The organism is Cryobacterium arcticum (genome assembly GCF_001679725.1).
GTDB lineage: Bacteria > Actinomycetota > Actinomycetes > Actinomycetales > Microbacteriaceae > Cryobacterium > Cryobacterium arcticum_A.
The window spans coordinates 2,298,390-2,319,105 of the sequence record NZ_CP016282.1 but is presented as its reverse complement, the minus strand read 5'-3'; the positions used below and the strand labels follow the sequence as shown (position 1 = coordinate 2,319,105).

The window sequence follows — 20,716 nt, the reverse complement described above, 5'->3', positions numbered from 1 at the left end:
CTCGGGCGCCCGCTGGGAGCCGTCCCCGGACCCGTCACCTCGCCCACCTCGGCCGGCTGTCACCGGCTGCTGCGCGACTACGACGCCATCTGCGTGACCACGGCCGCCGAGATGGCCGAGCTGATCGGAGTGGGGGTCGACCCCGAGCTCGACCTGCCCGGCGCGGGCGGAGCTGTGGGCGGTGCCGGGCCGCGGGAGCGCACGAGCGATCAGATCCGGGTCTTCGACGCCCTGAGCGTGCGGGCGCCACGCGTGCCGGCCGAGGTCGCCCGGCGGTCCGGGCTCTCGACGGCCGCGGTGCTCGGCGCCCTCGGCACCCTCGATCTGGAGGGATCCGTGCGGGAGCGCGCTACCGGCTGGGTGCGGGTCACCTGAGCGGGCTTGCGTTCCCGGCCCCTGCGTCACCTCCCCGCAGCGCCCCGTCTGCCAACTGCTCCCCATCCGGACAGGTGGCGCCGTCGCACCGGGACCGGATGTCCGCACCGGGACCAGTTGCGGGACCAGTTGCGGGTGCGGCGGCGGGCGCGGCTGCGCGTGCGGCTGCCGGGGGAGGTCGGTGGGGGCGTTTAGGGTGATGGGGAGAGACCGTGGCGCACCACGCGCCGGGTCAGCCGAGAGGGCGAGGGGCCAGCCGATGACGGACACCACACCGACGAACGCGCAGATGTCAGCGCCGGCACCAGCGCAGCCCGGGCCGAGTCCTGCCGGGCGTTCGTCTGCTCGCGCCACCGAGCGCGACGAGAGTCCCGCCGTGCAGCTGGGGCAGTACCCGGCCGCCACCCACCTCATCGCCCACCTCAGCGACACCCACTTCCTCGGCACCGCGTCCGACGGCTCCGGACGCCTGCTCTACGACGCCGTCGACACCGACAGCACGGTGCACCGGGCGATGGCACAGCTGGAGGCGTCCGGCCTTCCGATCGACGCACTGGTCTTCACGGGGGACATCGCCGACCGCGGCGAACCGGATGCCTACCGCCGCGTGCGCGACATCGTCGAGGCGTCAACCGAGAGGATGGGCGCCGAACTGATCTGGGTGATGGGCAACCACGACGAGCGCCAGGCATTCCGCACCGAGCTACTGCGCGTCGAGGCCCACGACGCTCCCATTGACGCCGTGGCCGACCTCAACGGCCTGAGACTCATCACGCTGGACACGACGGTGCCCGGGTACCACCACGGCGAGATCACCGCCGGGCAGCTCGCCTGGCTGACGGAGGTGCTGAGCGAGCCCGCCGAATTCGGCTCCCTGCTCGCGCTGCACCACCCGCCGGTGCCCACGGCGTTGCCCCTGATGACGATCCTGGAGCTCCGCGAGCAGGCCGCCCTCGCCGAGGTCCTGGCGGGCAGCGACGTGCGCGCGATCCTCGGCGGGCACCTGCACTACGCCACCACCGGGCTGTTCGCCGGGATCCCGGTCTCGGTCGCGGCAGCCACCTGTTACACGATCGACGTGGCCGCCCCGCCCCGCCAGCTCACCGGCGTGGACGGCGGACAGTCGATCAATCTCGTGCACGTCTATGCCGACCAGGTGGTGCACTCGACGGTTCCTCTGGGCGCGTTCGACGTGGTCACCCGCTTCGATCCCGCCTACCTGGCACGGATGGAGGCGCTCAGCGCACCCGACCGCCTCGAGGCGTTCTCCCGGCACACGATCTGACCCCGAACGGATGCCCGCCGTGGATACCCGCGTCGCTGCCGCGATCCAGGTCCGGGCAGGGGATGCTGGAAGCATGAACCTGGACCGGGCGATCGATGCCTTCGCTCGCTACCTCACGACGGAGCGGGGGTTCTCCGCCAATACCGTGCGCGCCTATGGCGCGGACCTGGCCGGGCTGGCGACCTTCGCCGAGGAACGCGGGGCGACCGAGGTCCACGAACTCGGCCTCGAGCTACTGCGCGACTGGCTGTGGACCGGAACCGAGGCAGGCCTGGCCCGCGCCACGATCGCCCGCCGCTCCGCGTCCGCTCGGGGATTCACCGCCTGGCTGACCCGAGAGGGCACCCTGGCCAGCGACCCCGCGGTGCGGCTGCGCTCACCGAAGCCCGGCCGCACCCTGCCTCGGGTGATCAACCGCACCCAGATGCAGGAACTCCTTGACCGGCTCCAGCTCGCCGCTGACACGGGTGACCCTGCCGCGATCCGGGACCTGGCCGTCATCGAGTTGCTGTACGCCTCGGCGTTGCGCGTGTCCGAACTGGTCGGGTTGGACATTGCAGACGTGGATCCGTCCCGTCTGACCGTGCGCGTGACGGGTAAGGGAAGCAAGGAGCGCGTCGTGCCGTTCGGGGTGCCGGCGCAGAAGGCGCTGCTGCGCTATCTGGACACCGCGCGGCCGGCCCTCGCCGCTGCCACTGCTCCGGCCGGAACCGGGCCCACCACGGCGCTGTTCCTCGGCCGGCACCAGCAGCGCCTGGGAGTGCGCGCGGTGTACCGGACCGTCGCCGCGCTGCTCGAGTCGATGCCCGGTACCGGACCGGCCGGCCCGCACGCCCTGCGGCACACAGCGGCCACCCACCTGCTCGACGGTGGCGCCGACCTGCGCGCCGTGCAGGAGATGCTCGGTCACGCGAGCCTCGGCACCACCCAGATCTACACCCACGTCTCGGCGGAGCGCCTCCAGCAGAGCTACCGCCTGGCCCACCCCCGGGCCTGACCCGCAGAGGCGGTGGCAGGTCAGCGGGGCGGCTGGGGGACAGGGCCGGTCGGCGGCAGGGGAAGCAGGACGGCCCGCGCGATTCCGCCGAGAAACAGCACGGGCGAGATGTACTGACCGTGCCGGCGCACCCCGAAGTGCACGCAGCGATCCGAGCAGTGCGCCCCCGACGCCACAATCCCCACCACCTGCCCTGCCCTCACCCGCTCGCCCGTGGCCACGGTGGCCGCGACCGGTTCGAAACTCGAGATCAGGTCGTCGCCGTGCTGGATCGACAGCACCGGCCGGTCGACCACGGTGCCGGCGAAGGAGACGACGCCGTCGGCGGGGGCGCGCACCGGCGACCCGGCCTGGGCCACCAGATCGATGCCGCGGTGCCCGGCGGCAAAGCGGCTGCTCGGAGCTTCGAAGGGGCGGAGCTGATCGTGCGGCGGTCCGACCGGCCAGGTCCACACCACGAGGGATGCGGTAGCCGTTGCAGCTGCGGAAGCGGGATTAGCTTCGGGCGCGCGGGCGGCTGACCGTGGCGCGGCTGCGGCTGCGGCTGCGGCTGCGGCTGCGGCTGCGGGTGCCGGTTCCGGCACGGATGGGCTGAGCAACAGGGTCAGAGCGGCCGCGACTGTCAGCCCCATGCGGCGGATGAGCGGGAGGGTCAGCGTGGAGGATGTCATACACCGAGACTGGACGCGGCGGGGCGACGGCAGGTCACCAAAGCTGAACCTGTGCACACGGCGGTGGCGAACTCGACTGTGGAGGGGCCGAGCCGTCCACGGACGGGGCCGGGCTGGTGCTAGAGTTCTCTGAGCAGCGCTTTGTGCGCTGACTACGCGTGCCCATTCGGCCAACACACCCATTCGGTCCTGACTTCGCAAGAAGACGGGCGGGTCGTGCGCCGGGCACCAGGAGTAGTGGTCATCCGATCACGACACAAACCGATGGGCGTTTTCTGCTGCGCAGATTCGTCAGATAAGGAGTACGGCTCATGGCCGTCGTAACCATTCGCCAGCTGCTCGACAGCGGCGTGCACTTCGGGCACCAGACCCGCCGTTGGAACCCGAAGATGAAGCGATTCATCTTCACCGAGCGTTCCGGCATCTACATCATCGACCTGCAGCAGTCGCTCGGGTTCGTTGACAAGGCCTATGACTTCGTCAAGGAGACCGTCGCCCACGGCGGCACCATCCTCTTCGTCGGCACCAAGAAGCAGGCGCAGGAATCGATCTCGGAGCAGGCGACGCGTGTCGGCCAGCCCTACGTCAACCAGCGCTGGCTCGGTGGCCTCCTCACCAACTTCCAGACCGTTTCCAAGCGTCTGGCTCGCATGAAGGAGCTCGAAGAGCTCGACTTCGAGGACACCGCCAAGAGCGGTTTCACGAAGAAGGAAATGCTCATCAAGAAGCGCGAGCTCGTCAAGCTGCACAAGAGCCTCGGCGGAATCCGCAACCTGACCAAGACGCCGTCCGCGCTCTGGGTTGTCGACACCAACAAGGAGCACCTCGCCATCGACGAGGCGCGCAAGCTCGGCATCCCCGTCATCGCGATCCTCGACACCAACTGCGACCCCGACGACGTGCAGTACCCGATCCCGGGTAACGACGACGCCATCCGTTCCGTGGGCCTCTTGACCCGCATCATCGCGGACGCCGCTGCCGAGGGCCTCATCCAGCGTCACCAGAAGCCGGAAGAGGGCGCCGAAGTCGAGCCCCTCGCCGCCTGGGAAGCCGAGCTGCTCGCAGCTCCGGCCGAGACCACGCCCGAGCAGTCCTCCGCTGACACCGAGAAGGTTGCCGACGAAACCGTCGCCACCGAGCAGGTTGCAGAAGAGGCGCCCGTCGCTGAGACCGAAGCAGCAGAGCCCGCAGCGGCCGAAGCCGCAACCGAAGAGGTTGCAGCCGACGCTCCCGTAGCCGACACCAAGTAAGGACAACAGGTATGGCAAACTTCAACCTCGAATCCGTCAAGATCCTGCGCGAGCGCCTCGGCACCGGCATGGTCGACACCAAGAACGCACTCGTCGAAGCCGATGGCGACATCGAGCGCGCGGTCGAGATCCTGCGTCTCAAGGGTGCAAAGGGCAACGCCAAGCGCGCTGACCGCTCCACCTCTGAGGGCCTCGTCGCCGCCAAGGTGATCGGCAACACCGCGTACCTGCTGGAGCTCGCCTGCGAGACCGACTTCGTCGCCAAGGGCGAGAAGTTCGGCGCTCTCTCCGAGAAGGTCCTGGATGCGGTTTCCGCAGCCGGCGCCACGAACGTCACCGAGGCGCTTGCCGCTCCGGCCGACGGGCAGACCGTCGGAGACCTCATCAACGGCGAAGCCGCGATCATCGGCGAGAAGTTCGAACTTCGCCGCGTCGCAGCCGTCACCGGTGAGAACTTCGAGATCTACCTGCACAAGACCAGCAAGGACCTGCCCCCGCAGGTCGGCGTGGTCCTGGGCTACGCCGGTGAGGATGCCGCGACCGCTCGCAGCATCGCCCAGCACATCTCGTTCGCGAACCCGGAGTACCTGGCTCGCGAAGACGTTCCCGCAGAAGCCGTCGAGGCCGAGCGTCGCATCGTCACCGAGATCAGCGAGAACGAGGGCAAGCCGGCCGCCGCGCTGCCCAAGATCGTCGAAGGTCGCATCAACGCCTACTTCAAGCAGGTCGCCCTGCTCGAGCAGGACTACGCCAAGGACAACAAGCTGTCCGTGGCCAAGGTCGTCGCTGACGCGGGACTGACCATCTCGGGCTTCGCCCGTTTCAAGGTCGGCGCGTAACCAGCACACGCACCACGTAGCACCACGAGGAGGAGATCGGGTCGCCCAGGCAATCCGGTCTCCTTTTCTGTGCCTACAGCACACCCCGCTCCGGCGGCGTGTGCCCCCGACCGGGCTGGTACCGGTAGTTTTAGAAGCAGGTCACAACGGAAGGACGCTCACGGGCATGTCAGACACGGGTAAGAAGCGCAGGGTCCTCCTCAAGCTATCGGGCGAAGCATTCGGGGCCGGGAGCCTCGGCGTCAACCCCGACGTCATCAGCGGCCTGGCCCGCGAGATCGCCGAGGCGGCACAGACCGTCGAGATCGCGATCGTGGTCGGAGGCGGCAACTTCTTCCGTGGCGCCGAACTCTCTCAGCGCGGCATGGACCGCGGCCGCGCCGACTACATGGGCATGCTCGGCACCGTCATGAACGCCCTGGCCCTGCAGGACTTCCTCGAGCAGGCCGGCGCTGAGACCCGCGTCCAGTCCGCCATCGCCATGACCCAGGTCGCCGAGCCGTACATCCCGCGCCGCGCGGAGCGTCACCTCGAGAAGGGCCGCGTCGTCATCTTCGGCGCCGGCGCCGGACTGCCCTACTTCTCCACCGACACCGTGGCCGCCCAGCGTGCCCTGGAGATCGGCGCCGAGGTCGTGCTGGTCGCCAAGAACGGTGTCGACGGGGTCTACTCCGACGACCCTCGCACCAACCCCGACGCGCACAAGATCCACAGCATCACCTACCAGGATGCGCTCCAGCGCGGACTCAAGGTCGTCGACTCGACGGCCTTCAGCCTCTGCATGGACAACAGCATGCCCATGCGGGTGTTCGGAATGGCGCCGCACGGTAACGTGACCGCCGCCATCCTGGGCGCCGAACTGGGAACCCTCGTCTCCAACTAGGATTATTGAAGCCACCGAAGAAGGAGTCACCGTGATTACGGATGTCCTGTCCGACACCACTCAGCGCATGAACAAGGCCGTCGAGTCCGCGAAAGAGGACTTCGCCACCGTACGTACGGGCCGCGCTAACCCCCAAATGTTCCAGAAGATCCTGGTCGACTACTACGGCACCCCGACCCCGCTGGGTCAGCTCGCGTCGCTGCAGAACCAGGAAGCTCGCACGCTCCTGATCACCCCGTACGACAAGAGCGCCCTGCGCGACATCGAGAACGCCATCCGGGACACCCCGAACCTCGGCGCCAACCTCGGCAACGACGGAATCGTCATCCGGGCCTCGCTGCCCGAGCTGACGAACGACCGCCGCAAGGAGTACGTCAAGATCGTCAAGACCAAGGGCGAGGACGCCAAGGTGTCCGTGCGCAACCTGCGCCGCAAGGCCAAGGACGACCTTGACGCTCTCAAGAGCGAGGTCGGTGACGACGACGTGGCCCGCGCCGAGAAGGAACTCGAGCAGATCACCAAGACGCACATCGACCAGATCGACGACGCGCTCAAGCGCAAGGAAGCCGAGCTCCTCGCCATCTAGGGGAGGGCAGCGTGATGACGGACGATCCAGGGCCCACCAAGCCACCTCACCGGGGACGCGGCGCATCCCGGGCCGAGTTCCGTGCGCAGGTGCAGTCCACCAAGGCCGACATCGAGCGGCAGGTGCAGGCGACCAAGGCCCAGCTCGACGCAACGAATGAGCGCATTGAGGCCCGCACCGGGCGCAACCTGATCCTCGCGACCCTGATCGGGCTCGTGCTGGGCGGGTCGATGCTGGTGAGCCTGATCTTCATCAAAGAACTCTTCATGATCGTCGCCTTCGTCATCGTGGGCTTCACCTCGTTCGAGCTCGCCCAGGCCCTGCGGCACGGCGGCCGGAACGTCCCGCGCATCCCGGTGCTCATCTCGGCGGTCGCCGTGGTGCCCGCCGCGTTCTACGGGGATGCCGCCGGGCAATGGCTGGCGACCCTGGGCGGCATCGCGTTCATCGCGCTGTGGCGGGTGGCCATGCTCGTGCTACCGGCGCACCGGGCGCCCGCCAAGATCGTGCTCGGCGATATCGGCGGCGGATTCCTGATCCAGGTCTACGTCGTTTTCCTGGCCAGCTTCGCGGTGCTCCTGGTCACCCAGGAGGGCGGCCAGTGGTGGACCCTCGCGTTCCTGCTCCTGGTCATCTCGGCCGACACCGCCGCGTACGCCGCCGGCCTGTCCTTCGGCAAGCACCGCATGGTGCCCACCATCAGCCCGAAGAAGACGTGGGAAGGCTTCGCTGGCGCGGCCATCGTCTGCATGGTCGTGGGTATCCTCCTGGCCATCTTCATGCTCGACGAGCCCTGGTGGTTCGGCCCGATCTTCGGCACCGTCATCCTGATCACCGCGACCTTCGGCGACCTCGCCGAATCGCTCATCAAACGGGACCTGGGCATCAAGGACATGAGCTCGTGGCTGCCCGGACACGGCGGTTTCCTCGACCGCCTCGACTCGATCCTGCCATCCGCGGCCGCGGCCTACGCCCTGTACCTGATTTTCGCGTGACCGGGTCGCTTTCGACAGTCGGCCCCTCGTGAGGCAGAATGAGGCGGTGAGCACAACGTTTCCGCGATCCAGCAAGAAGGCCCCCGGCTACAACCTCAAGCAGGTTGAAGAGTTCCTCGAGTCGACCCGCCAGGCGTACGACGGCGCGGACGGTCCGGACCAGCTGACCAGCGCCGACATCCGCCACACCGCGTTCAGCATGCAGAAGGGCGGATACTCGCCCGAACACGTGGACGCCGCGCTCGAGCGCCTCGAAGACGCATTCGCGCTGCGGGAACGCGAACGCGCCACCAGCGAGGCCGGGTCACAGGCCTGGCTCGAGGAGGCGCGCAGCACGGCGCAGGTTCTCATCAACCGGCTCGGCCGGCCGGACGGTCACCGGTTCTCACGAACGAGCATCTTCAGCTCGGGCTACAACCGAGCGGATGTCGACAGCCTGTCGGCCAAGCTCGTCAGCTACTTCCAGGACGGGACCACCGTCACCGTCGACGACGTGCGCACGGCAGTGTTCCGGCCCCAGCGTGCAGGCTACCGCGAGGCTCAGGTGGACCTGGTTCTGGACAGCGTCGTCGACGTCATGCTCGCCGTTCGGTGACCCGCAGCGTGTCGTTACCTGGCTGTTACACAAGAAGTGGGCTAGGGTCGAATAATCGTGGGTAGACATCTCAGTATTTCCGCGCCCGAATCGGGCGTTTCTCCGGTGAGCACACCGGCCGTCAGTGCACGCCGTGCGCCCTATGTTCCGGCGCCGTTGCGCGCGTCGACCAGGCCGCCGCAGCGCGCAGTGGTCCGCCCGCGGTCCCGCGGCCACGCCGCCCTGTCTCTGTTCGCGTTCTCCGCGGCTGCCGCGTTCGTCCTGGTGACCGTCGTCGACCCCTACTCCGGCGCCACCGCGTCGCCGTACTTCCAGGTGCCCGGCGCAACGTCGGACCGGTACCAGGGTGCGGCCGCCCAGTCGCTGCTCGTGGCGAGCAGCGTGGAGAACACGGTCATCGTGGACGGGTACACCGTCACCGAACCCGAGCCCGAGCCGGCTCCCGTCGTGATCGCACCGGCGTCCTCGTCCTCGTCCTCCTCGTACAGCGCCGCCGCTGCTGCGGTGCCCGACCCCGGATCTGCCCAGGCCTACGCGTACGGAGCAGTCGCCGCCCGTGGCTGGGGAGAAGACCAGTACAGCTGCCTCGTCTCGCTCTGGAACAAGGAATCCGGCTGGCGCGTGAATGCCGCCAACCCGAGCGGCGCCTACGGCATCCCGCAGGCCCTGCCCGGGTCGAAGATGTCCAGCGCCGGCTCCGACTGGGAGACCAGCGCCGCCACCCAGATCGAATGGGGCCTGGGCTACATCAGTGGGCGCTACGGCACCCCCTGCGGCGCCTGGGGCCACTCGGTCGACGTCGGCTGGTACTAGAGCAGATCGCCGGTCCGTCCGGATCGGCAGAATCAGCCCCGGGTAGACTTTCCTCATGCCGCGCAGTAACCGTCCCCACGGCCGCAAGAGCGGCGCCGGCGGCGACGACGACGGATTCGCCCGCCTGCAGGCAGGGTGGCGCCGCACCGAATCGAAGCGAGACGGTCTCTGGAACGTCCAGCCGATCAGCGCTGTAGCGGCCGCGAAGACCTACCTGTGTCCCGGCTGCCGGCTGGAGATCGCGCCGGGGGTGGCGCATGTCGTCACTTGGCGCGGCGACGGGGTGATGGGCGACGCCGCCGATCTCGCCGCCCGTCGGCACTGGCACCTGCACTGCTGGAAGCTCAAGTAGCGACAGCCCTGTCCGGCGCAGTGCCTTCCAGTGGCCGGCGGGGTGTGAAGACCCCTGCACCACCCGCGGCAGCCGTGCCGTCAACCCGATGAGGAGAATGTTATGGCCGGACCGGTCGAGATCCGCGGCGGTATCGAACTGCCCGCCGTGCGGGAACACATCGAGTTGCACACCGGTGACGGGTTGACCCTGGTGGGGGAGCTCGCGACCCCGCTGCACCGTCCGGCCGTGGCGACCCTCGTGACGCTGCATCCGCTGCCCACCAGCGGTGGATTCATGGACTCGCACATCCTGCGGAAGGCCGCCAGCCGGTTGCCCGCCCTGGCCGACCTGGCAGTGCTCAGGTTCAACACCCGCGGCACCACGTCCCCCCGCGGAACCAGCCAGGGCAGTTTCGGGCACGGGCAGACCGAACGTGACGATGTGGCCGCCGCCATGGCCTTCGTGGCGGAGCGGGGCCTGCCCAATCCGTGGTTGGTCGGCTGGTCGTTCGGCACCGAGTTAGCCCTCAAGTATGGCCTCGAGCACCCCATTGCGGGCGCGATCCTTCTGTCGCCGCCCCTGCACCGGGCGACGGATGCGGAGGTGGCGGCCTGGGCGGGAAACCCGCGGAAGCTCGTCGTCCTGGTTCCAGAACTCGACGACTACCTGCGCCCGGACGAGGCGCGGGCTCGCTTCGCGAGCGTGCCGGACGCGCGGTTGATCGCCGTGGACGGCGGCAAGCACCTGTGGGTCGGGGAGAACCAGACCCGACGGGTGCTCAATGAGATCGTGTCCGTGGTCAACCCGGCCAAGGCGCCGCTGCCCGACGAGTGGGCCGGGGAGCTCTAGCCCCTGCGGCCCGGGCCGCAACCGGGCCTAGAGCTCGTTCTGGCGGGGGATGACGACCTGCTTGATGATCATGATGACCGACGCGGCCACCGGGATGGCGATGAGCGCGCCCAGGATGCCGAGCAGTGAACCGCCGGCGAGGGCGGCGACGACCACGACGGCGCCGGGAACGGCGACCGCGCGGTTCATGATGTTGGGGCTGAGCACGTACGCCTCCACCTGCATGTAGACCAGGTAGTAGATGCCGGCCACGAGCACGGTGAGCCAGGAGCTGCCGATGCCGGGGATCATGCAGGTCGCCACGATCAGCACGGAGCCCGTGATGGTGCCCACCAGCGGGATCAGCGAGAACAGGAAGGCGATCACCGCGAGCAGTGCCGGGAAGGGCGCGCCGATGATGGAGAGGAAGATGAAGCTGAGCACGCCGTTGCAGGCGGCCAAAGCCCCTTGCCCCACGATGAAGCGCCCGACGGCCGTGGTGATCTGCTCGCTGAGGTCGGCGAACCGCTCGCGCTTGGAGGCGGGAACCAGCTGGTAGGTGGCGCGCTTGATGCTGTTCAGTGACGCCGTGAAGTACAGCGTGAGGATCAGGATGATCAGTCCACCGAACAGGCCGGTCACGATGGCAACACCCGAAGCGACGATAGCGCCCGTGATGGTGGTGAGGTTGCCGCCGAGGTAGTCGGTGACCGATCCCACCAGCTTCTGCACGTCCAGGGCGGGGAACTGCTTCTGCACGTCATCGAGGAAGGTCGAGGTGTTCACCGAGGTGATCAGGTCCGGGATTCGCTCGGAGAGCTTGGCAACCTGATCGACGATGATCGGCACGATCGCGAAGATCACGCCGGTGAGAACGCCCAGCACGGCCACCAGGACCGTGAGGATGGCCGCCCAACGCGGGAACTTCTTCTTCTCCAACCACGACACGGCCGGGTCGAGGCCCAGCGCGAGGAACAGTGCGGCGCCCACGTAGGTGATGATCGTGGACAGCGACACGACGGAGCTGAGGATCAGCACGCCGACTCCGACACCCAGGGTGCCGACCAGGCCCAGACGGAAGGCGTTTTGGATCTTCACAGTTGTCTCCACTTTTCCGGTGCGGGCCGAGCCAGCCGCGCGAGACGAACCGGAGAAGCCGGGGGTGTTACTGGTCCTGGTCGGAGTTCACTTTCTCCGCCTGGGTCAGGACGCTGCGCAGGCTTTCGAAATAACCTGCGACCGAGTCGCGCTCAATCCTAATCTGCGCCAGGCGGTCTTCCGCGTCGGTGACGAGGTCACGCGTGCGTGTCTCCGCATCACTGATGAGCGCCGCGGCCCGGTCCTCTGCGCCCTGCACGATGCGCTCGGCGGCGTCATCGGCCTTCGCCTTCTGCGCCTTGGCCTCTGCGCGTGCGCCGGCGTCCAGCTGCTCATTGAGCGTGCGCAGTTCGAGGGTCCTGGCGTTCGTCCCGGCCAGCTGGGCAGCGGAGTCGTCGAGGTACTTCTGAGTCTGCGCCACGGCGGCCTGGTGCCGGGCCAGGTGATCCTGCTCGGCCTCGTCCCGGCGGGCCTTCAGCTCCACCTCGAGGTCCGCGCGGATCTGGTCGATCTCCCGGCGGAGCTTGGCCGCCTCGTGCTCGCCGCGCTTGCGGGTGGCCGTGAGGTGGTTGTCCAGGTCGATGCGGGCCTGCTCGCTGTCGGCGTCGAAATCGGCCTTGGTCTGTTCCAGTTCGCGCGCCAGATCGGCCCTGGCCTGCTCCACCTCGGCGGCGAGGTCGGCGTGCGCCTTGTCCAGGTCCCGCACCACGGCGGCGCGGTCCCGGTCCAGTTCGCGGTCGAGGTCGGTGTGCGCCTGCTCGCCCTCGATCGCCAGAGCGGTGCGCGCCTGCTCGATCTCCCTGGCCAGGTCGGTGCGCGCCTGTTCGATCTCCACGGAGAGGTCGGCGCGGGCCTGCTCGGTCTCGTGGGCGAGGTCGATGCGGGCCTGCTCGGTCTCCCGGGCCAGGTCGATACGGTCCTGTTCGGTTTCGGCAGCAAGGTCGATGCGGGCCTGCTCGGTTTCCCGGGCCAGGTCGGCGCGCTGCTGGTCGAGCTCGTGGGCGACCTCGGCGCGGGTGAGTTCGGTCTCGCGGGTCAACCCGGCGGCGATCTCGCGGGCCTCGGTCGCCTCACGCTGCGCGACGACACGCACCTCGGCGGCTTCCCGCTCGGCTTCGGAGCGGATGGCGGCGACCTCGCGCTTGACCGTGGCGCGGAGCTCCGCGGCCTCGGTCGCCACGGCGCCGCGGATGGCGGCGGCCTCCTGCAGGGCGTCCTGGGTGACCTGGTCCGCGGTCTCCGCGGCCCGGCTGAGCAGGTCGTCGGCCTCGGTCTGGGCATCGGTCAGCAGGCGACCGGCCTTCACCGTGGCATCCGACACCGAGCGTTCGGCGTGTTCGGCGGCCTGGCGCTTCATGGCGTCGACCTCGGCGGATGCTGACGCGCGCAGCTTCTCGGCGTCGATGTCGGCCTGGGCGATGACCCGGGTGGACTGTTCCTCGGCCACCCGGAGGGTGTTCTCGAGCTTGGTGCCGAGGCCGGAGAAGGTGGGACTGCCGACCTCTTCGATCTCGGCGTTGAGATCGTCGATACGCTGGGAGAGCCGCTTGACCTCCTTGGCCGACTCCGTGCTCTGCGCGTTCGCCTGGATCAGGTCGCGTCGCAGGCCCTGGATCGCCTTGTCGACCTCGTCCTTGTCGTACCCCCGGAACACCTGGGTGAAGTCAGCCTCTTCGGTCGCCACGATCTCTCCTCGTTAGTGGGCGCTCACCCCGTCTGTGCACTGGCGGAGCGGCCCGTCTGATTTTAGTGCCTCCGGCGGCGACCGCACCGACCCATCGGTCACCAGGATTGCCCCTGTTCAGGGGCCGATTCCGGCTGCTGGAGGTCTCGAAGAGGCCGGGACAAAGCGCTATTAGGCACCTCTCAGGAGCGTCCACTATCGTAGAACGTCCGTGTCTGTTGCTTTCCGGCCCCGGCACACGGTGGCGCACGCTCCAAGGTGCAGCCATCGGCAGGCAACACAGGAGGGTTTTACGTGCGTTTCGTCTTCGCCATTCTGGCATTCGTTCTCGCTGCGTTGATGATCGCATTCGGCATCGCGCAGCGGACTATTTTTCTCGAACCGGCTTCTCAGAGCCTCAGCGCCACCATCGGCGACGGTTCCCCCTACGCCGTGATCGAGGGCAGCGCCCTCACCGCATTCCCCGGCAGTCAGACCATCACCGTGGGCGGCGCCGACAGCGTCTTCGTAGCTTACGGCCGCACCAGCGACGTCACCTCGTGGATCGGGTCCGACGACTACGCCGACGTGGCCTTCGATGCCGAGTCCAACACCCTCGGCGTGACCACCGTGGACCCAGCAGCAACGGAGCCGTCCGCCGACAGCGCCGAGGCCGAGGCCCCGGCCCTGCCGACGAACCCGGCCGGATCGGATCTCTGGCTGCAGGAGTTCTCCGCCGAGGGGTCGCTGACGACCACGCTCACCGTTCCGGAGGGCATCTCGGTCATCATCGCTTCCGACGGCACGGCGCCGGCGCCCACCGACATCACCGTCGCCTGGCCGTTGGACAACTCCACACCATGGGCTGGACCGCTGATCGTCGGGGGAGCGCTGATGGCCCTGATCGGCTTCGTGGTCTACCTGCTCGGCCTGCTGCACTTCCGTCGTTCCCGTCGTCCGCGCCGCAACGTTCCGCGCGGCCCGCGCATGCCCAAGCTGCCCCGGGTGCCGCGGCCCAAGACGATCAAGGCCAGTGAGATCACCGGCCCGCGTCGCTCGATCGGGCGCTCCATGATCGCCGTGCCGCTGGTCCTGGTCTCCGGGCTCGTGCTCAGCGGATGCTCGCCGGAGTTCTGGCCGTCGTCTGCGCCGGAGCCGTCCGGAACCGCCACCGCCACACCGTCCGCCACCGCGGAGGGCACGGAAGCGCCCGCACCTGCCGAGGTGAAGGCCCCGGCCGTCACCACGCCGCAGCTCGAACGCATCGTCGGTGACATCGTCACGCTGACCGCGGCCGCAGACGAGAGCCTGGACGCCGACAGCATTGCGACCCGGTTCACCGGGCCTGCCCTCGAACAGCGCCTGGCCAACTACAAGATCCGCACCGCGGACTCGTCCTTCGCCCCCACGACGGCGCTGCCGGATTCCCCGATGACCCTCACCTTGCCGCAGCAGACGGACACCTGGCCGCGCGTGGTCATGACCGTCCTGCAGTCGGACGATGAGTCGACGGTGCCCACCATGGCGCTGATCCTCAAGCAGGAATCACCGCGGGAGAACTACCTCGTGGAGTACGCCATCCAGCTCGAGGCCTCCGCCAAGGTGCCCGGTGTCGCGCCGGCCACCATCGGGGCTTCCCTGGTGCCGCCGGACAGCAAGCTGATCTCCATGGCCCCCGAGGCCGTGGGACCGGCGTACGCCGACATCCTCCTGAACGGCGAGGCGAGCGCGTCCTTCCCGCAGTTCCAGGCCGAGGGCGACTCCGCCCGCACCCTGCTCGGCGTCGACAGCAAGCAGAAGCAGAAGGACGCCCTGGAGGACACCGCCGCGATGGAATTCACCAACGCAGCGGGCAGCGGCGACGTTGTGGCCCTGTCCACCAACGATTCCGGCAGTATTGTGGCCGTCAGCGTCAACGAGATCACCACGGTGACCTCGGTGAACGGCAAGGCGACGATCGAACCGACGTCCGGTCCGAGCAAGGCCCTGTCCGGGATCACCAAGACCACCAAGGGCATCCAGAACACCTACAGCGAGCAGTTGCTCTTCCATGTGCCCGCTGCCGGGTCGACCGACAAAATCGTTCTCCTTGGCTTCAGCCAAGGACTGATCTCATCCGTGGAGCTTCCATGACCGTCATCCCCCCAGCCGGCTCAAACCTGCGCGGCGCCGTCGACCTGTCCTCGCTCGTGAACCGTCCGCCGGCGCCTGCCGCCGGGGCGGCCGGTGCCCCCGGTGCGCCGGCCGGCCAGGCCGGTCCGGTGCCCGTTCCGAGCCTCGTGCTCGAGGGAACCGACACCAACTTCGCCGAGCTGCTCGAGCTGTCCAAATTCGTTCCGGTGATCGTGGACCTGTGGGCACAGTGGAGCGAACCGGCGACGTCGCTGACTCCCGTGATGGAGAACCTGATCCGGGAGTACAACGGCCGGTTCGTGCTTGCCACCGTCGACATCGACGCCAACCCGCAGCTCGCGCAGGCGTTCCAGGCCACCTCGGTGCCCACGCTGGCGGCCGTGATCAACGGTCAGCCTGTGCAGCTGTTCGACGGGGTCCTCCCGGTGGTGCAGATCCGCGAGGTCCTCGAACGTGTGCTCGAGCTCGCGGCCCAGCACGGGGTGACCGGTGTCGCCGACGCCGCAGAGGCCCCGGCCGGGGAGCCGGCCGCGCCGGTGGAACCCGAACTGCCGCCGCACCACCGCGAGGCCTACGATGCCATCGAGCGCGGCGACTACGCGGCCGCGATCGACATCTACAAGCTCTCCCTGGCCCGCGACCCCCGCGACGCCATGGCCACGGCAGGGCTCGCCCAGGTGAGCCTGCTCGGCCGCCTGCAGGGCAAGACCATCGCGGAGGTGCGTTCAGCCGCCGCCGACAACCCCGCTGACCTCGACGCGCAGTTGCTCGTGGCCGACCTCAACCTCTCCGGCGGTCACATCGAGGACGCCTTCGACCGGCTGCTCGGACTATTCCCCTCCCAGGACGCGGCGGGCAAGAACCTGGTGCGCCAGCGCCTGCTCGAACTGTTCGAGGTCGTCGGCACCGACGACCCCCGCGTGCCGCCGGCCCGCAAACGCCTGACCGCGCTGCTCTACTAAGGCCAGGGCGCAACAAGCGAAAGCGCCCGTGTGGTCACGTCAGCCCAGCTGAGATGACCGCACGGGCGCTTTCGCGTGCCCCGGTGCTGCTAGCGGCGCAGGCGCAGCCAGAGGGCGCCGAGGGGCGGCAGGGTGAGGGTGGCGGATGCCGGGCGTCCGGCCCAGGGTTCGGCGAACGCGTGCACCTCGCCGAGGTTGCCCACGCCGGAGCCGCCGAAGTTCTCGGCATCCGTGTTCAGGATCTCCTCCCACACGCCGGCCTGCGGCAGGCCGACCCGGTACCCGGTGTGCGGGGATCCGGAGAAGTTGAACAGACAGGCGACCGGGGTGCCGTCGTTGTCCCAGCGCACGAAGGTGATCACGTTCTCGGCCGCGGCCCCGCCGTCGAGCAGCTCGAAGCCGCCCGGATCGTTGTCCCTGGCCCAGAGGCTCGGCGTGGCCCGGTAGACCCGGTTCAGCTGCCCGACGAGGTTGAACAGGCCGCGGTGGCCGGGCTGGTCGAGCATCCACCAGTCCAGGCCGCGTTCCTCGCTCCACTCGGAGCGCTGGCCGAATTCCTGGCCCATGAACAGCAGCTGCTTCCCCGGGTGCGCCCACATGAAGGCCAGGTAGACCCGGACGTTGGCAAGCTGCTGCCACGAGTCGCCCGGCATCTTCGCGATGAGCGAGCCCTTGCCGTGCACGACCTCGTCATGGCTGATCGGCAGGAGGAAGTTCTCGCTGAAGGCATAGACGAACGAGAAGGTCATCTCGTTGTGGTGGTAGGCCCGGTACATCGGGTCCTCGCTCATGTACTCGAGCGAGTCGTGCATCCAGCCCATGTTCCACTTGAGGCCGAAGCCCAGGCCACCGCCGGAGGTGGGCGCTGTGACTCCGCCCCAGTTGGTGGACTCCTCGGCGATCATGATGGTGCCGGGATTGCGCTTGTACGCCGTCGCGGTGACCTCCTGCAGCAGGCTGATCGCCTCCAGGTTCTCCCGGCCACCGAACTTGTTGGGCTCCCACTCGCCGTCTTTCCGCGAGTAGTCCAGGTACAGCATCGACGCCACGGCGTCGACCCGGAGCGCGTCGATGTGGAACTCCTCGAGCCAGTAGAGGGCATTCGCGACGAGGAAGTTGCGCACCTGCTTCTGGCCGAAGTCGAAGACGTAGGTGCCCCAGTCCATCTGCTCCCCACGGCGCGGGTCGGGGTGCTCGTAGAGCGCCTGGCCGTCGAAACGCGCGAGGGCGAAGTCGTCCTTGGGGAAGTGCCCTGGCACCCAGTCCATGATTACGCCGATGCCGGCCTGGTGCAGCCGGTCGATGAGGTAACGCAGGTCGTCGGGGTGGCCGAAACGGCTGGTCGGGGCGAAGTAGCCGGTGACCTGGTAGCCCCAGGAACCGCCGAAGGGATGCTCGGACAGCGGCATGAACTCGACGTGCGTGTACGCGAGTTCACCGAGGTAGTCGATCAGCTCGTCGGCCAGGGCGCGGTAGCCCAGTCCAGGGCGCCACGAGGCCACGTGCATCTCGTACACGCTCATCGGGCGGTCGTGCGGGTCGGTGGCGCTGCGTTCTGTCAGCCAGTCGGCATCCTGCCAGACGTAGTCGGTTTCGCCGATCACCGACGCCGTGAGCGGCGGCACCTCGGTGTACCTGGCCATCGGGTCGGCCTTCTGCACCCACGCGCCGGCCTGGGTGAGGATCTCGAACTTGTAGTTGGAGCCGGCGGCGAGTCCGGGCACGAACAGCTCCCAGACGCCCGTGCTGCCCATGTTGCGCATGGCGTGCAGGGTGCCTGACCAGCTGTTGAAGTCACCGATCACGCGCACGGCGCGGGCATGCGGGGCCCAGACCGAGAAGGAGGTGCCGTCGACCGCGGTGAGCACCCCTGTGCACCTGCGCACGTGTGCGCCGAGGACGTCCCAGAGCTGTTCGTGCCGGCCCTCGCCGATGAGGTGCAGGTCGAGTTCGCCCAGGGTGGGCAGGTAGCGGTACGGGTCGTCGGAGAGCCAGGCCGGACCGCCGTCGTAGTGCGCCTCGACCTGGTAGTCCTGCGGTCCGATGGTGCTCACGCCCTGCCAGATGCCGAAGCCCAGGTGGGCCAGCTCGATACGGGCGCCGGTGGCGAGCACCGCGACGACCTCGGTGGCCAGGGGGCGGAGCGTGCGGATGACCGTGAGCGGGTCCGTGATGCCGGGCAGGTCGAGCAGGTGCTGGCCGAGCACCTCGTGCGGGTTGTAGTACGAGCCGACCGAGACGGTCTCCAGGATGTGGGCGGAGATCTCGGGGAGTTCGTCGGCGGGGCTGCCGATGGCGTGTTTCATTCGGAGCGTCCGTTCTGGGTCTGCAGGGTGGCCGGAACCCGCACGTGCAGGATGTGCACGGGCTCGGTGAAGGCGTCGAGGCGCACGAAGTTGTCGGCCGACCAGGTCCACACCGAACCGGTCACGAGGTCCTCGACCTCGAAGTGGGAGCCGAGCGGCAGGCCGAAGCGCGTCACGTCCAGGTGCACCACGGTCTCGTGCACGGAATGCGGGTCGACGTTCGCGACGACGATGAGCGCATCCGCCCGGCCGTCGTCGGTGAACTCGCCGGCCAGGTACTTGCTGTAGACCAGGATCGAGTCGTCGTCGCTCGAGTGGATGTCGAGGTTGCGTAGCTGACGGAGCGCCGGGTGCGCGGCGCGGATGCGGCCGAGCAGGCCGAGGAACGGCGACAGCGACCGGCCGAGGGCCTCGGCCTTGGCGAAGTCACGCGGCCGGTACTCGTACTTCTCGTTGTCGATGTTCTCCTCGGCACCTGGACGAGCCACGCTCTCGTAGAGCTCGAAGCCCGCGTACACGCCCCAGGTGGGCGCGGCCGTCGCGGCGAGGGCCGCGCGGATCTTGAACGCGGCCGGGCCGCCGAACTGCAGGTACTCGGTGAGGATGTCCGGGGTGTTGACGAACAGGTTGGGGCGCAGGAAATCCGCGGTGTCGTGGGCCAGGCCGTCGAAGAACTCCTCGAGCTCCTCCTTGGTGTTGCGCCAGGTGAAGTACGTGTACGACTGCTGGAAGCCGACCTTCGCCAGGCCCTGCAGCAGCGCCGGCCGGGTGAACGCCTCGGCCAGGAAGACCACGTCGGGCGATTCCCGGTTGATCTCGCCGATCAGCCACTCCCAGAAGTCCAGCGGCTTGGTGTGCGGGTTGTCCACGCGGAAGATGTTGACGCCCACGCCGATCCAGTAGCGCACCAGGCGCAGCACCTCGGCGCGGATGCCCGCCGGGTCGTTGTCGAAGTTGATCGGGTAGATGTCCTGGTACTTCTTGGGCGGGTTCTCGGCGTACGCGATCGTGCCGTCCGGCAGGGTGGTGAACCACTCGGGGTGTTCTTTCACCCAGGGGTGGTCGGGAGAGGCCTGCAGCGCCAGGTCGATGGCCACTTCGACACCCTCGGCCCGGGCGGCGTCCAGGAAGAACCGGAAGTCGTCGATGGTGCCCAGCTCGGGGTGGATGGCGTCATGCCCGCCCGCTGCCGACCCGATCGCCCACGGCGACCCCGGGTCGTTCTCGCCCGCGTCGAGGGTGTTGTTGGGTCCCTTGCGGAACGCACGGCCGATGGGGTGGATGGGCGGCAGGTAGAGCACGTCGAACCCCATCGCGGCGACGGCGGGGAGCCGGTCGGCGGCGGTGCGGAACGTGCCGCTCTGCCAGCTGCCGTCCTCACGTCGGACGGCGCCCTCCGAACGGGGGAAGAATTCGTACCACGAGCCGACGCCGGCTCGGGTGCGTTCGACCCGCACGGTACGTTCGGCCGAGAAGGAGTCCAGGCTCGCGAGGGGCCGCAGGGCCGCCGCTTCGGCAAGGGCGGGGTCGGTGACGACCGCGAGTCGGGTCTCGAGGGGGAGTTTGGTGTTGGCCAGCGTCTTGGCGGCCGCCGCGAACAGGCGGCGTTCGGCGACGGGACGAGCGAGGTCCTTGCCGGCCGGCGCGAGCAGGGTCGCCCCGATCAGGAACATCAGCTCCACATCGATGCCGGCCGGGATCTTGATGGCGGCATTGTGCACCCAGGTCGCGAAGTCGTCGGCGTAGGCGCGCACGCGGTAGCTGTAGAAGCCCTGCAGGTCCAGGCGCACCTGGGTCTCGTACCGGTCGGTGCCGGGCACGGTCAGGTGCATCGGATGCCGGGTGAGGGTGCCGTCCGGCGCGGTGAGGTGCAGCATCACGCCGATGGCGTCGTGCCCCTCCCGGAAGGCCGTCGCGCGGAACGGGACGACCTCGCCGGCGAACGCTTTCGCCGGCCAGAGATTGTCGTTCAGCTGCGGGGCAAGGTCGAGGACCGGGATTCGGCCGACTTTCGTCGGGGCGTCCGTCGTGCTCGGCGTTGAAGGGGCGGTACCGGTTCGTTTTGCTGTCTTAGCCACATAACGACCGTAGCGCGAACGGGGG

Annotated in this window: 19 protein-coding genes; 14 read left to right on the top strand and 5 right to left on the bottom strand. The window is 68.6% G+C overall.

Annotated elements, in window-relative coordinates:
* Positions 1–93 precede the first annotated feature (93 nt).
* The 3 genes from PA27867_RS20950 to PA27867_RS10410 all read left to right on the top strand — a co-directional run bounded on the left by PA27867_RS20950 (position 94) and on the right by PA27867_RS10410 (position 2,657).
* Entirely contained in the window at positions 94–375 is a 282-nt protein-coding gene (locus PA27867_RS20950) for a hypothetical protein (RefSeq protein ID WP_066596120.1), read from the top strand.
* 259 nt (positions 376–634) lie between these two features.
* A complete protein-coding gene (locus PA27867_RS10415) occupies positions 635–1,660 on the top strand; it encodes a phosphodiesterase (protein ID WP_236900685.1) in 1,026 nt (341 codons plus the stop codon).
* Between the two features lie 73 nt (positions 1,661–1,733).
* Positions 1,734–2,657, top strand: coding sequence for a tyrosine recombinase XerC (locus PA27867_RS10410; RefSeq protein WP_066596116.1), 924 nt, complete (start codon positions 1,734–1,736; stop codon positions 2,655–2,657).
* Between the two features lie 20 nt (positions 2,658–2,677).
* On the opposite strand, the gene PA27867_RS10405 is transcribed toward PA27867_RS10410, so the two are convergent.
* Positions 2,678–3,328, bottom strand: coding sequence for a M23 family metallopeptidase (locus PA27867_RS10405; RefSeq protein WP_084020971.1), 651 nt, complete (start codon positions 3,326–3,328; stop codon positions 2,678–2,680).
* A gap of 311 nt (positions 3,329–3,639) precedes the next feature.
* On the opposite strand from PA27867_RS10405, the gene rpsB reads away from it, so the two are divergent.
* The 9 genes from rpsB to PA27867_RS10360 all read left to right on the top strand — a co-directional run bounded on the left by rpsB (position 3,640) and on the right by PA27867_RS10360 (position 10,472).
* Positions 3,640–4,578 carry a 30S ribosomal protein S2 gene (rpsB, locus tag PA27867_RS10400; protein WP_066596114.1) on the top strand — a complete coding sequence of 313 codons (939 nt, stop codon included), beginning with the start codon at positions 3,640–3,642 and terminating at the stop codon, positions 4,576–4,578.
* A gap of 11 nt (positions 4,579–4,589) precedes the next feature.
* Positions 4,590–5,417, top strand: a complete 828-nt coding sequence (gene tsf, locus PA27867_RS10395; RefSeq protein ID WP_066596112.1) for a translation elongation factor Ts — start codon at positions 4,590–4,592, stop codon at positions 5,415–5,417.
* Between the two features lie 166 nt (positions 5,418–5,583).
* Positions 5,584–6,300, top strand: a complete 717-nt coding sequence (gene pyrH, locus PA27867_RS10390) for a UMP kinase (protein WP_066596110.1) — start codon at positions 5,584–5,586, stop codon at positions 6,298–6,300.
* 31 nt (positions 6,301–6,331) lie between these two features.
* Positions 6,332–6,886, top strand: a complete 555-nt coding sequence (gene frr, locus PA27867_RS10385; protein ID WP_066596109.1) for a ribosome recycling factor — start codon at positions 6,332–6,334, stop codon at positions 6,884–6,886.
* Between the two features lie 14 nt (positions 6,887–6,900).
* Positions 6,901–7,881, top strand: coding sequence for a phosphatidate cytidylyltransferase (locus PA27867_RS10380; protein ID WP_084021410.1), 981 nt, complete (start codon positions 6,901–6,903; stop codon positions 7,879–7,881).
* Positions 7,882–7,927: 46 nt separating this feature from the next.
* On the top strand, positions 7,928–8,476 hold the full coding sequence (locus PA27867_RS10375; RefSeq protein WP_066596105.1) for a DivIVA domain-containing protein: 549 nt from the start codon (positions 7,928–7,930) through the stop codon (positions 8,474–8,476).
* Positions 8,477–8,665: 189 nt separating this feature from the next.
* Positions 8,666–9,289 (top strand): lytic transglycosylase domain-containing protein, encoded by a 624-nt coding sequence (locus PA27867_RS21190; protein ID WP_236900684.1) that lies wholly within the window; start codon positions 8,666–8,668, stop codon positions 9,287–9,289.
* Between the two features lie 55 nt (positions 9,290–9,344).
* Positions 9,345–9,641, top strand: a complete 297-nt coding sequence (locus PA27867_RS10365; protein ID WP_066596102.1) for a hypothetical protein — start codon at positions 9,345–9,347, stop codon at positions 9,639–9,641.
* 102 nt (positions 9,642–9,743) lie between these two features.
* Positions 9,744–10,472, top strand: a complete 729-nt coding sequence (locus tag PA27867_RS10360; protein WP_066596101.1) for an alpha/beta hydrolase — start codon at positions 9,744–9,746, stop codon at positions 10,470–10,472.
* Between the two features lie 27 nt (positions 10,473–10,499).
* Here the strand turns inward: PA27867_RS10360 and PA27867_RS10355 are convergent, their stop codons facing one another.
* Together PA27867_RS10355 and PA27867_RS10350 are read right to left on the bottom strand one after the other, a co-directional pair.
* Positions 10,500–11,549, bottom strand: coding sequence for an AI-2E family transporter (locus PA27867_RS10355; RefSeq protein ID WP_066596100.1), 1,050 nt, complete (start codon positions 11,547–11,549; stop codon positions 10,500–10,502).
* A gap of 67 nt (positions 11,550–11,616) precedes the next feature.
* Positions 11,617–13,233: a hypothetical protein gene (locus PA27867_RS10350; protein WP_066596098.1), complete on the bottom strand. Its 1,617-nt coding sequence runs from the start codon at positions 13,231–13,233 to the stop codon at positions 11,617–11,619.
* 294 nt (positions 13,234–13,527) lie between these two features.
* Between PA27867_RS10350 and PA27867_RS10345 the strand changes: the two genes are divergently transcribed.
* Complete coding sequence (locus PA27867_RS10345; RefSeq protein WP_066596097.1) at positions 13,528–15,345, top strand: hypothetical protein; 1,818 nt, start codon at positions 13,528–13,530, stop codon at positions 15,343–15,345.
* Positions 15,342–16,307 (top strand): tetratricopeptide repeat protein, encoded by a 966-nt coding sequence (locus tag PA27867_RS10340; RefSeq protein ID WP_066596095.1) that lies wholly within the window; start codon positions 15,342–15,344, stop codon positions 16,305–16,307. The genes PA27867_RS10345 and PA27867_RS10340 overlap by 4 nt, the downstream gene beginning before the upstream one ends.
* Positions 16,308–16,396: 89 nt before the next feature.
* Here the strand turns inward: PA27867_RS10340 and glgB are convergent, their stop codons facing one another.
* Together glgB and PA27867_RS10330 are read right to left on the bottom strand one after the other, a co-directional pair.
* Positions 16,397–18,613 carry a 1,4-alpha-glucan branching protein GlgB gene (gene glgB, locus PA27867_RS10335; protein ID WP_066596093.1) on the bottom strand — a complete coding sequence of 739 codons (2,217 nt, stop codon included), beginning with the start codon at positions 18,611–18,613 and terminating at the stop codon, positions 16,397–16,399.
* Positions 18,610–20,691, bottom strand: coding sequence for an alpha-1,4-glucan--maltose-1-phosphate maltosyltransferase (locus tag PA27867_RS10330; protein WP_208857251.1), 2,082 nt, complete (start codon positions 20,689–20,691; stop codon positions 18,610–18,612). Before PA27867_RS10330 ends, glgB begins: the two co-directional genes overlap by 4 nt.
* Positions 20,692–20,716: the final 25 nt, after the last annotated feature.